This window comes from Rhodobium orientis (assembly GCF_003258835.1).
In the GTDB taxonomy this organism is placed as follows: Bacteria; Pseudomonadota; Alphaproteobacteria; order Rhizobiales; family Rhodobiaceae; genus Rhodobium; species Rhodobium orientis.
This window is the reverse complement of sequence record NZ_NPEV01000058.1, coordinates 18790-30518: the sequence shown is the minus strand read 5'-3', so window position 1 is coordinate 30518 and position 11729 is coordinate 18790. Positions and strand designations below refer to the sequence as shown.

Below are 11729 nucleotides of genomic sequence, written 5' to 3'. Positions count from 1 at the left end.
CGCGGCGGCCGCGGGCGGAGCGGCCACCGCCTACCGCCTCGGATCGGCCGGTCAGTCCGGCGCAGCCGGCGTCGCGTCCGGTCTCGGCGCGGTGGCGAGCACAGGCGCGAAGGCCGCGACGTCGCCGTTGCGGAGCGCCGCGGCCAGAGCGTCCGGCAGCATGAAACAGAGTTTCCAGTCAGGCGCCCGGTCGGCCTTCGAAACCACCGGCGGGACACTGGGCGATACCGCCAGCACTGCAGGCGCCGCCGCCGCTCCATCCACACCAACAGACGGCGCGCCTGACTGGGCGAAGCGCATGAAGCGTTCGCAGCGCCTCTCTCACGGCGTCCAGGCCGCCGCGCATGCCGTGCGCTCCGGCGACAGCCATGGCGGCGCCAGTTCTGTCAATCTTTCCGAGGGGAATCGCTCATGAGCTTCTTCAAACGATCCACGACCCACTACGGCAAGTCCCCCGAACCGGAGACGCCGTACCAGCGTGCGACCCAAGTCTGGGACGAGCGCATCGGCTCGGCGCGCGTGCAGGCCCGCAACTGGCGTCTGATGGCCTTCGGCTGCCTGATCCTGTCCGGCGGCTTCGCGAGCGCCCTGGTCTGGCAATCCACGACCGGCACCGTCGTACCCTGGGTCGTCGAGGTCGACAATCTCGGCGAAGCGCATGCGGTCGGACCGGCGGAGGCCACCTTCGAACCGAGCGATCCGCAGATCGCCTTCCATCTCGCTCGATTCATCGAACAGGTGCGCGCGATCCCCGCCGACGCGATCATCGTGCGCCAGAACTGGCTGCGCGCCTACGAATTCACCACGGATCGCGGCGCGTTGGCGCTCAACGACTATGCCCGCGCCAATGATCCGTTCACACGGGTCGGACGTCAGCAGATCGCCGTTGAGGTCTCCAGCGTCATTCGCGCCTCGCCGAATTCGTTCCGCGTGGCCTGGACCGAGCGGCATTACGAGAACGGCCAGTTGTCTACGACAGAGCGATGGACGGCGATCCTGACCATCGTCATCCAGCCGCCGCGCGACGCCGAGAGGCTGCGCGCCAACCCACTGGGTATCTACGTCAACGCCATCAACTGGTCGCGGGAGATGGGCCAATGAGCACGATGGTCCGCAAACCTGCGTTCCCGGTTTTCCGTAAAGCCGCATTGCCGTTTGTGCTGATTTCGGCATCGGCGCTCGCCGGATGCGCCACCTATCGCCCACCGGAGATCAGTTACGATGACAGCGTGCCGCCGCTGCCGACGGTCGAACAACCCGCGACCGATCAACGGCCGAGGCCGCTCCATACGCCGCCGGCCTGGACGGTCGCGCGAGGTGGGCAGGCATCTTCCACACCAACGGGACAAGTCGAGAATGCCAATGTGGCCGCCCGAGTCGAGCCCCGCCGGGAAGGCTATTACAACGCCATCCAGATCTACCCCTGGAGCGATGGCGCGCTCTATCAGGTCTATGCCGCGCCCGGCCAGATCACCAACATCGCGCTTGAAATAGGCGAAGCGTTGACCGGCGCCGGTCCCATCGCCGCCGGCGATACCGCCCGCTGGATCATCGGCGACACGGAGAGCGGCTCGGGATCATCCCGGCGCGTTCATATCCTCGTCAAGCCGACGCGGCCCGACATCGTGACCAACCTGGTCATCACCACAGACCGACGCACCTACATGATCGAGCTGCGATCGCGCGACGATCCCTACATGCCAGCGGTCGCCTGGGCCTATCCCCAGCCGCCCGCCACACAGCGCGCAACGCCGACAACACCGAGGATCCCAGCCGCGTCAGCCCGCCACTATCGCTACGGACTGCAAGGCGACAGCCCGCCCTGGCGGCCGGTCTCGGTCTTCGACGATGGGCGACGGGTCTACATCGTCTTCCCAGCCGGGATCGTGCAGGGCGAGATGCCGCCGCTCTTCGTCCTCGGGTCGGATGGCGAGCCGGAAATCGTCAACAGCCGTATCTACCGCAACATCCTGATCGTGGACCGCATCTTCGCGGCGGCCGAGCTTCGCCTCGGCAGCGGCGACCGCCAGCAGACCGTCAGGATCGTGCGTACCGATGGGAGGCCCGGATCATGAGCGACATCGACAACACCAGCGAAGCGGAAGTGCCGCTCGACGCGCCGACCGACGATACGACCGAACCGATGCGCCTCCGGGGAACCCCGCCGCGCGTCACGCGGCTCTCGCGCCGCGTTCTCGCCGGCCTCGGTCTGGTCGGAGCGCTCGGGGTCGGCGGCGCCCTGATCTACGCGCTTCAGACGCCCGACAATGGCGCTGGCAGCGACGAACTTTATTCGACCGAGAACCGCAATACCGCTGACGGATTGAACGAGTTGCCCAGCGACTACACCGGTCCGGTGCTCGGTCCGCCACTTCCCGGCGATCTCGGCCGACCGATCCTCGACGCCCAGGAGCGTGGACAGCCGGTTCCTCCGCCAGCGATCAACGCGCCAGCCGTCGATCCGGAGGAACAACGACGGCTTGCCGAAGAGGAAGCCGCGCGCACCAGCCGGGTGTTCTTCCAGACCGCACCTGTCGCGGCGCGGGAAACATCAGCGCCAAACATCGCAGGGCTCAATCTCGGCAACCAACCGGGCGCCACACAAAACAACGATCTCGCCTTCCTCAACGCCCCGGTGGACCGGCGTACCGTCGCACTCGACCGCGTCATGCCACCGGCATCGCCCTTCGTGCTGCAGGCCGGGTCCGTCATTCCGGCAGCGCTGATTACCGGCATCCGCTCCGACCTTCCCGGTCAGATAACGGCACAGGTCACCCAGCACATCTACGACAGTCCCACCGGCAGCATGGTGCTGATCCCGCAGGGTACGCGCATCATCGGCGAGTACAGCAACGACGTCACCTTCGGCGACCGGCGTGTGCTGCTCGTCTGGAACCGGCTGATCTTCCCCAACGGCCGTTCGATCGTTCTCGAACGCCAGCCTGGCGCCGATACCCAAGGCTATGCCGGACTTGAAGACGGGGTCGATTATCACTGGTGGGACCTGGCCAAGGCGGCCGGCCTCTCGACCCTGCTTTCGGTCGGGGCCGAACTCACCATGGACGACGACGACCGTCTGATTCAGGCCATCCGCAATGGCGCGCAGGACACGATCAACGATGCAGGCCAGCAGATCGTCCAGCGCCAGTTGCAGGTGGCACCGACGCTGACGATCCGGCCGGGCTTCCCGGTGCGTGTCATCGTCACCCGCGATCTCATCCTCGAGCCCTATGGAGGCTGAGCCATGACCGCCAAGCTGAAGCTCTCATCCGTTCCAGATGACAAACCCGTCAAGCTGACAGTGGAGCTTCCACCTGACGTACACCGCGATCTTCTCGACTATGCCGCCGTGATGGCGCGTGAGACCAGTCAAGCCGCGCCGGAGCCGGCAAAGCTGATAGCACCCATGCTGCAACGGTTCATGGCGACGGATCGTGCCTTCACGAAGGCGCGGAAGACCTTGCACCAGCCTTCGCGACCTCGCGCGCCAGACTCAGAAACCGCCTGAGCGCTGGGTTGTCGTTGTCACCACGCCATCTCAGGCTAAATGGCAGGCATTCCCACTCGCCTTCGACCTTCATGGGCACGAAAGTGACGTCCGGATAGTTTACCCCGCACCAATGCTCACACATTGGACTTACGCCGAGCCCGAGACCTACGAGACTCATGATCCCCTCCCGATCCAGGCGATGGTGTTGAATGCGCGCCTGACGTCCGAGATCACTCACACGTCTGAGAATGTGGTCGGATACCTCAGGTCCCGGTTCGTCAGAGCTGACGACGAAATTCGCCTCGATCAGGTCGCTCCATTGGAGGCTGGCCTTCGTAGCCAACATATGAAATTTCGCTACCGCCAGGAAGACCGGTTCCTCAGTGAACAGCATGGAATCGCCGTCAGCTAAATTTGGTGCGCCTGATGCAAAGACCAGGTCGAGCGTTCGGTGGTTAAGTTGCGTCATCAACTCGCCACGGTCCGCCCTGGAAAATGTCAAATCAATCTGCGGATAGCGACCAACGAAACTTGAAACCAATTCACGCATTGGCCCCTGCGACAAGGACGCTAATACGCCGAGACTAAGGTGGCCGTTGCGTCCTTCCCCGGCAACGCGTGCGGAGGAAATCGCTATCCGCAAATCGTTGACGAGGGCTCGCGCCCGCTCGCTGAAATCCCAGCCGGCGCCGGTGAGCCGCACACCGGCTTGACTGCGCTCGAAAAGCGATACGCCCAGTCCGTCTTCCAATCTCTGGATTCTTCGGGTGACGGCCGACTGACCAATGCCGAGCCCGTAGCTCGCCTTGCGAATACCGCCCGCCTGGGACACGGCAAGGAAGACACGGAGATCCTGCACCGAAATGTGCTTGCACTGATCGGGCAAAGAGGGGAGCAAATCCCTGATCGGTGTGGGAAAGTCGTTCATTGCCATTGCGATACTTTGACGGACACCAAATCCGATTGCGTCACTCCGTCCCGATCACCTTTCCAGCGCTTCCAAAATGTGGTCATTCAACACTTGGCCCGGGAGCTTGCCTTCCTCGGGCTGGTTGTAGCGGCCAGCCGTGATGACGACGACGAGATCGAGAGCCGGGACAACGAAGAGCCGCTGCCCGCCATTGCCGAAGCCTCCGATCACGCTTTCGCCGCTCGGCAGCGCGGTCAACCACCACTGATAGCCATAATCCGTTCCTCCGCCGATCTCCGCATGCGGTGAGTGCGCAGTTTCGAGCCAGGCTTCAGAGATGATGCGCTTTCCGTCCCATGTTCCCCGGTTCAGCACCAACTGGCCGATCTTGGCGAGGTCGCGCGGCCGCATGCGGAGACCCGAGGCGGCAGCGGGTTCGCCATCCGCGCCCTCGACCCATTCGACATCCTCTATTCCAAGCGGGTCGAACAGTTTCTCACGCGCATAGGAGAGGAGAGGCAAGTCGACACCTGTCGCAATCACGCGACCGAGAAGTGCCGTGGCGCCGCCATTATAAACCCAACGTTCGCCGGGTGCGTCCTTCATCGGCCGGTCGAGAATGTAGCGATACCGATCCGGCGCAAACTCCATGGCGATCTCGCTGTTGCGCGGATCGGTGTAGGGAAGCTCCTCGGACCAATCGAGGCCGAGCGTCATAGTCAGGACGTGCTCAATCGTGATGGCGCGTTTCGCGTCGAGATCGGGCATATCGGGATATTGCGGAAATTGCTCGAGAAGCGGCGCGTCGATAGGCGGAGCCGAACCCTCGTCGAGCGCGATGCCATATAGGAGACCGACGATGCTCTTCGAGACCGACCGCAGGTCGTGCTTGGTCTCGGCGTCATGGTCGACCATGCCGAGATCCTGGCCCCAGCGTTCGTCGACACCCGGATAGTAGCGCTCAAGTAGCAGTTTCCCGTGGCGAACAACGACGACCCCGTGCAGACCGTCAAATTCGCCGTCCGCGAAGGCGGCATCCAGTTGATCGCCCAGCGCTTCGTTGAAGCCGGCTTCGGCCAGAGAACCGGTTTCCCAGCCATTTGCTTGCGCTGTACCCACGCCGCCACAGAACAACAGCGCGACGGCCACAATGGTCTGCCAGATATGGCGATGCCTGATCGCATTCGTCATTATTTTCTCCCGTGTTCATTTGTCCGTGTCGAGGCGCCAGGCGATAAGCCGCTTCCTTGTCTCAGGGCGCTCCCAGTGCAGGGCGATCCTGTCGAGGACTTGCCCGTGAAAACTGCCAGTTGTGCTGCGAAGGCCCGCTTATAGGCCTGCCGCGCTTCACCGCGGACGATGTAGGCGGAAAGGTTCGGGTATTCGTCCAGCATGTCCGACGAGTTCCGCAGCCTCAGCAGCACCGACACCATCATCAGGTCGCCGGCGCTGAATGACCCATCGAGCCATTCTGCATCACCAAGCGAGGCGGAAAGCTGGCCAAGCCGGGAGCGGATGCGATCGTCGAGGATCGGCATGCGCTGCGCGCGCCATGGTTCTTCACTCGGCAGAAGCCTGGTATTCTCACGTTCGAGAATCGGCGGCTCCACCGTGTTGAGCGCGGCGAACATCCAGGTGATAGCGCGCGCCCTGGCATTTGCCTCGTCCGGCAGCAGGCCCGCATGATGCTGCGCGAGATGCAGGATAATCGCCCCGGTCTCGAACAGCGCAAGATCGCCCTCTTCATAGGTTGGAATCTGCCCGAACGGATGTAGCGCCAGATGCGCGGGTTCCTTCATCGCCTTGAACGAGACCAAGCGCACATCGTAGGGTTGATCGACCTCCTCGAAGGCCCAGCGCACGCGGGTGTCACGTGCCAGGCCGGCGCCCTTGTCGGGTGAACTTTCGAAGGCGGTGATGGTGGGTTTGCTTTGCCTGGTCATTGTGACGTTTCCTTGTTTCAGTGGTCACAGGCAGTTCAGGCGACAGCTATCTGATGGTTGCGCGCCGGAAGCATGCAGCCATCAGAAACTGCACTTCATTCCGCCGCCGCATATCCATCCAGGAACGGGATCGCGAGTTCGCTGATCGCGGTCGTGTTGATGATGTCGTAGTGCGTGACGTTGGGGATCACCGCAAAATGGTTCTGACCCATGTCGGAGCGGTCCCACTGGGCATCCTGCGCACCGCCGCCGAGAAGTTCGAAGAGTTGCGTGGCCGCACTGATGCGGACCGCATCCCAGTCGGCAACGATAACCAGCGTCGGAGCCGTGATGTTGGGCACCTCGGCGGACCAGTCATAGTCGGTGCCGATAAAGGCGCCGAACTCATTGACGGCGTCCAGCCAGCTCTCTTCGCCACCGGGCGCTTTGGCGACGTAACCCTCATGTTGCGGGGTGCCGATCAAACTCTGCGCTGTTGCTTCGGGATCGGCGTTGATCGCCTTCATGCCCTCGAAATTGTAGTCGTGCCAGTTGCTGTAGGCGTAGGCGGTCGACACAGTGACGAGGCGATCGACAACTTCCGGGTGGTCGATGGCGACACGCATTGCGACCGCCCCGCCCAGCGAATAACCCATGACATCGGCCTTCTCATATCCGAGAGATTTGATGAGTTCGGCGATATCGGTGGCCATGGCTTCGAAGCTCATGGGTCGGCCCAGCGGTCCGGTGCCGCCATGCGCCTGCAGGTCGACGCCAATGACCTTGCGGCCTTGCGCAAGCACCTCGATGTTGGGTCCGAACATCTCGACAGAGCCGAAGCCGCCATGGAGCAGAACCAGGGGCTCGCCTTCGCCATAGGTCTGATACCAGATCTTGACGTCGTTGACCTCGGCGAAGCCGGATTCGGTGGGGGTTGGGAGCTGGGACATCTGAGAAACCTCCTGTGCGTGTGCTAAGCTCGGTGCGGCAAGGCTCAGCGCTGCCACGGCGAAAAGGGAAAATATGGCGTGTTTGGTCATTGTTGATCTCCTTTGGATCTATTCCCAGGACGAACGACCGATGCGCACTACGACATCTCGGGCAAAATTTTTTTGGTACTTTGCCGACCTCACGTTTATCTCGCTGGGACAAGAAGAGCGGATGTCGGAAAAGTGCCGAATACATCGATTGAGATGGTGAAGTTGTGAACACGAACACGAGACATTTAGTTCTCCAGGTTTAGTCCTCATTGAGGAGCATCGGCGAATACTGCTGGTCATTCGATGCTCAACGGCGCGTTGCGATCCCCGACAAGATGATTTCGAGGATCGCCAAGAGGGGGCGCTCCAGATCCCTTGGCTCGCCTTCGGCGGTCGCCCATCGGTTGAGTTCTCCCTGGTAGGCATCGAACAGCACGTGGCCGGTCCGATCCGGGTCGATTTCTACTGCGATATCGCCTGCGTCTTGCCCGTCGCCGATCACTTCAGTGAACAGGCGGGACGTGTCGGATTCCGGGGTCAGCAGGGGACCTCCCGCCTGGAGCCAGGCCCGAACCATGCCCCGTCCGATTTCCGGGCTGTGCTCGAAAATATGAGCGAGTGCGCGGAAGGCCGCGCGCAGTCGCCCCGGGGTGTCACCCTGGCCACCGCTTTCTGCGAGAAGATGGGCGAACTCAGCTCGGCGGTCGGTGAACCAAGCAAGAACGATGTCCTCCTTTCGCGCGAAATAATTGAACACGGTCGCGCGGGATACGTCTGCACGTTCGGCGATGTCGTCCATCGTCGTTGCGCCATACCCGCGCTCGGCGAAAAGTTCTGCGGCACACTCGACGATGCGATTCGTGGCCTCACGCTTCTTTCGTTCACGACGTGTAATCGCGTTTGTCATTTTTATACTCTAGTCCACTTTTAGACTTCCGTCTACAATGGCGAAGGAAGATGCAAGTAGTCCAGTAAGGGCAATCAATGTCGCGGTAGTGTGCTGTGGTTACCGTCGGCGAAAATATTCGAGTTGCATGGCGACGACATTGGTCGTGGCCTCGCCGTATAGTCCGGTGATCGCCTCGAGCGTGCGGTCCAGTGCGTCCGCAGGCCGTTGGTCGGGGTAGATCGAAGCGGTGCGATCTTCCTGCCAGCCGTTTTCGACACGATCCGGCAGGATGCGCGCACCGTTCGCCGTGGTGATGGCCGAAGGCGAGGCAGCGAATGTGACGGCCTGCGACCGATAGGTCCGTGACCAGGCATCGGCGATCATGGCCAGCGAGACCTCGTCCATTCCCGCCTCCAGTTCGATCCCCCAATCATCGTGGTTCCAGAACGCCATACGGTTTGCGAGCACTCGTGTCGCGAAAGGGCGGGTCAACTTGAACGCACCGCTCACGTGCCGCATGTCCCAGGCTTCGACGCCGACATCGCGTGCGACCGCTTCGGCCTTCTCCGGCCCCGCGATAGCGTCTATCAGCGCCAGCATCATCGGCATGGCGGCGGTGATGCCGGTCGTGGTCACGACGTTCCCGTCCGCGACCATTCGACGGTCGGCGACATAGTCAATCGACGGGTTCCGCTCGAGCATCTCGCCGAGATAGTACCAATGGGTGGTCGCACGCCTGCCGTCGAGCAGCCCGGCAGCCCCGACCACCTTGGCGCCAGCACAAACGCCGATGATCGTCGCGCCCTTGCGGGACTGATCCTGGAGCCAGGCCATGACCGCCGGATCGTCGTCGCGGCTCATCGCCGGCACGATGACGTAGTCGGCCCCCTCGGGATGTTCGGCGTCGAACGCGGCGATGGTCGCGTCCGGCTCCACCCTCAACGCGGGATAGAGCTGCACCGGCCCTTCCTCCGTCGCCAGCATCACCACATCGGCAACATCGGCCCGCCTCAGGATACCAGTCGTCGTGATGTAGTCGTTGGTCTCGGTCGCGTCGTTGAGCCCGATGACGGCGACAACGGGGCGTCCTTCTCCTTCGTAGTGGAGAGCGGAAAGCATGGCGTCCGTCTCCTCCTGTGGCACCCGGGGCACCTCCGCCGCGGCGGTTGTCGAAGGCAGGCTGAGTATCCAGCCGCCGAAGCCCGCGAGACCGAGGAGAACGACTGCAATACCCCCAAATACGATGACACGCTTCGACATGACTGTTGCTCCGGGAAAGTTACTGGATGGGGCGCGAACTCATCCGCGCTACCATCGTCTTTTTCGGAATCTACCAGCCGCCGCCTGTGGCAGAAATGACAAACTAGTGGTAATTTCTGCCAATGCACTACGTCGTCTTCATCGTCTATCCGGGGTTCGAACTGCTCGATGTGTCGGGACCGGCATCGGTCTTTAACAGCGCAAATCGCGCACTCGACCAACAGGAAAAGCCCGCATTTTACGCGGTCACGCTGGTCTCTGCCGAAGGCGGAACCATTGAAAGCAGCAGCGGCATCACCGTGGACACGCGGGCGATCTCGGATTTGAAGCCAGGAGGAGCACATACAATCCTGGTCGCCGGGGCGGAACGGGAGCCGCTCATGGCCGCGGTCGCAGACCCGACCCTGCGCGCAGCGCTTCCCCAACTTACCGCCGGTGCCGATCGCTTCGGCTCGGTCTGCTCGGGCGGTTTGCTGCTCGCAGCACTCGGCCTGCTCGACGGCCACCGCATCGCCACCCATTGGGACTCCTGCAAACCGCTGTCCGAAGACTTTCCCGCTGTGACGGTCGACCCCGACGCGCTCTATGTCGTCGATGGCCGGCTCTGGACCTCGGCCGGTGTCACCACCGGTATCGACATGGCGCTGGCGATGATCGCCAATGATCTCGATGCAGCCATCGCCGGAGAGGTCGCCAAACGGCTGATCCTCTATGCGCGGCGGCCCGGCTACCAGTCGCAGTTCAGCCCGGTGCTGCAGGCGCAGGTGAAGGGCGACAGTCCCTTCGGCGATCTGATCGGGTGGATTCAGGCCAATCTCGATGCAACTCTGGACGTCCCGGCGCTGGCCGATCGCGCCGGGCTGAGCGAGCGGACTTTTTACCGGAAATTCGTGGCCGCCACCGGTCAGACACCGGCCAAGTTCGTCGAGACGGCCCGGCTCGACGCAGCGCGCCTTTTGCTGTCGCGCGGCCTCTCGCTTAAATCGGTTGCCGCGCAGGTCGGCCTGTTCCCCGCCGGGCGCTTTTCAGAAGCTTTCGAACGCCGGTTCGGCGTTGCGCCAGGACTATTCCGGGAAATGCATGCCGAACTTTGAACGACGGGTTGCCCGGCCTGGCAAAACCCGCCGGGTCAGTCCCACTCCGTTTCCATCGCGTCAGCGGCATGGATGCAGGTCATGCGCAGCCGCTCGTCTCCGCTGTTGGTGAACTGGTGGGTCTCACCGGTTTGAACGATCACGATATCACCCCCCTGCGCATCAATCCGTTTTCCGTCAACAGTGAACCGGACGCTGCCCTCGTGGACGACAAAGGTCTCGGGATAAGGATGCCGGTGCGGCCCCGGGCCTTTTCCGGGCCCGGAGTCGATGAGGAACATCGAGATTCCCGACCGAAGGTCCGGCTGCTCGAACTTGACGCTACCGGTTCCGGATTCAGACATGTCGTTTCTGGTTATTCGCGCGGGCATCGATAGTTCTCCGTTTTTGAGGCCGCCAAGCCGCATGGATTCACTCTCCGGTCTGGCGCGATATCCACCGAACGAACGGGCGAGCACATCTCCCGTTCGGGGCCCGGGCAGCCTCAGTATCGCTTGCCAAAAAATAGACGGCAGCTTCTACGCGGTAGATGATCCATTCTTGATCACGCGATAGCGCAGGTGGGTCGCCCTGGCGGTATGCACAGGATCCATGGGTTTGAGTTTGCGAAGAACGCCGTCGTTTCCGTCGAACAACCGAGTACCGCCTCCAAGGAGGATCGGGACTACACTGACGACGACTTCATCAATCAGATCATTGGCCATGAATTGAGCTCCTGTATTGGCGCCGCCCATGATCACGATATCACCGTCGCCGGCCGCATGTTTGGCTTCGTGAAGCGCAGCTTCGATGCCCTGAGTGACAAAGCGGTAGACGCTGTCCTCCGGAACCGCACCGGCCGGTCGGTTGGTAACGACGATGACCGGTCGCCTCAATGGACCGGTGGGACCGTCGGCACCCCAGAACGACAAGGATAGATCATAGGTCGTTCGGCCACAGATTACTGCACCGACGCCGCCCATAGCATCCTCCAGAAATGATCGGTTTCGTTCATCGTCCCCCATAGCCCAGTCATGCAGCACCTCTCCCCCGACCCCGAGAGGGTGGTCGGCGTCGGCACGAGGTCCGTTGATGAAACCATCGAGCGAGGTGCTCATGGTGAATGTGACTTTGGTCATCTCTTCTCTCCTTTGTTCGCTGCGCTCGCTGACCGGAGATTTTGCGATCAGCCAGGCGCCATATGC

Annotated in this window: 13 protein-coding genes and 1 pseudogene; 6 read left to right on the top strand and 8 right to left on the bottom strand. The window is 62.3% G+C overall.

Annotation, left to right across the window (positions count from 1 at the left end; translation table 11 throughout):
• From CH339_RS20210 to CH339_RS20190, 5 genes and pseudogenes are all read left to right on the top strand, one after another.
• A pseudogene (locus tag CH339_RS20210) lies at positions 1–415 on the top strand (P-type conjugative transfer protein TrbL); the annotation flags it as partial.
• On the top strand, positions 412–1101 hold the full coding sequence (gene trbF / locus CH339_RS20205) for a conjugal transfer protein TrbF (RefSeq protein WP_111436181.1): 690 nt from the start codon (positions 412–414) through the stop codon (positions 1099–1101). The pseudogene CH339_RS20210 and the gene trbF, both read left to right, overlap by 4 nt.
• Positions 1098–2075, top strand: a complete 978-nt coding sequence (trbG, locus tag CH339_RS20200) for a P-type conjugative transfer protein TrbG (RefSeq protein WP_111436180.1) — start codon at positions 1098–1100, stop codon at positions 2073–2075. The genes trbF and trbG overlap by 4 nt, the downstream gene beginning before the upstream one ends.
• On the top strand, positions 2072–3241 hold the full coding sequence (locus CH339_RS20195; RefSeq protein WP_111436179.1) for a TraB/TrbI/VirB10 family type IV secretion system protein: 1170 nt from the start codon (positions 2072–2074) through the stop codon (positions 3239–3241). The genes trbG and CH339_RS20195 overlap by 4 nt, the downstream gene beginning before the upstream one ends.
• A 3-nt stretch (positions 3242–3244) precedes the next feature.
• A complete protein-coding gene (locus CH339_RS20190; protein WP_111436178.1) occupies positions 3245–3508 on the top strand; it encodes a DUF2274 domain-containing protein in 264 nt (87 codons plus the stop codon).
• Here the strand turns inward: CH339_RS20190 and CH339_RS20185 are convergent.
• The 6 genes from CH339_RS20185 to CH339_RS20160 all read right to left on the bottom strand — a co-directional run bounded on the left by CH339_RS20185 (position 3441) and on the right by CH339_RS20160 (position 9451).
• Positions 3441–4424, bottom strand: a complete 984-nt coding sequence (locus CH339_RS20185) for a LysR family transcriptional regulator (protein ID WP_111436177.1) — start codon at positions 4422–4424, stop codon at positions 3441–3443. The genes CH339_RS20190 and CH339_RS20185 overlap by 68 nt on opposite strands.
• Positions 4425–4472: 48 nt before the next feature.
• A complete protein-coding gene (locus CH339_RS20180; protein WP_111436176.1) occupies positions 4473–5591 on the bottom strand; it encodes a serine hydrolase domain-containing protein in 1119 nt (372 codons plus the stop codon).
• Positions 5591–6343 (bottom strand): glutathione S-transferase family protein, encoded by a 753-nt coding sequence (locus tag CH339_RS20175; protein WP_111436175.1) that lies wholly within the window; start codon positions 6341–6343, stop codon positions 5591–5593. Before CH339_RS20175 ends, CH339_RS20180 begins: the two co-directional genes overlap by 1 nt.
• A 95-nt stretch (positions 6344–6438) precedes the next feature.
• Entirely contained in the window at positions 6439–7362 is a 924-nt protein-coding gene (locus CH339_RS20170) for an alpha/beta fold hydrolase (RefSeq protein WP_111436174.1), read from the bottom strand.
• 247 nt (positions 7363–7609) lie between these two features.
• Positions 7610–8209 carry a TetR/AcrR family transcriptional regulator gene (locus CH339_RS20165; RefSeq protein ID WP_111436173.1) on the bottom strand — a complete coding sequence of 200 codons (600 nt, stop codon included), beginning with the start codon at positions 8207–8209 and terminating at the stop codon, positions 7610–7612.
• Between the two features lie 99 nt (positions 8210–8308).
• A complete protein-coding gene (locus CH339_RS20160; RefSeq protein ID WP_111436172.1) occupies positions 8309–9451 on the bottom strand; it encodes a DJ-1/PfpI family protein in 1143 nt (380 codons plus the stop codon).
• A 122-nt stretch (positions 9452–9573) separates the two neighbouring features.
• Here CH339_RS20160 and CH339_RS20155 point away from each other — a divergent pair, with 122 nt between their 5' ends.
• Complete coding sequence (locus CH339_RS20155; protein ID WP_111436171.1) at positions 9574–10545, top strand: GlxA family transcriptional regulator; 972 nt, start codon at positions 9574–9576, stop codon at positions 10543–10545.
• A gap of 35 nt (positions 10546–10580) precedes the next feature.
• Here CH339_RS20155 and CH339_RS20150 read toward each other — a convergent pair whose 3' ends face one another.
• Both CH339_RS20150 and CH339_RS20145 read right to left on the bottom strand, forming a co-directional pair.
• On the bottom strand, positions 10581–10826 hold the full coding sequence (locus CH339_RS20150) for a cupin domain-containing protein (protein ID WP_201240955.1): 246 nt from the start codon (positions 10824–10826) through the stop codon (positions 10581–10583).
• A 237-nt stretch (positions 10827–11063) separates the two neighbouring features.
• Positions 11064–11663: a dihydrofolate reductase family protein gene (locus CH339_RS20145; protein ID WP_111436170.1), complete on the bottom strand. Its 600-nt coding sequence runs from the start codon at positions 11661–11663 to the stop codon at positions 11064–11066.
• Positions 11664–11729 lie beyond the last annotated feature (66 nt).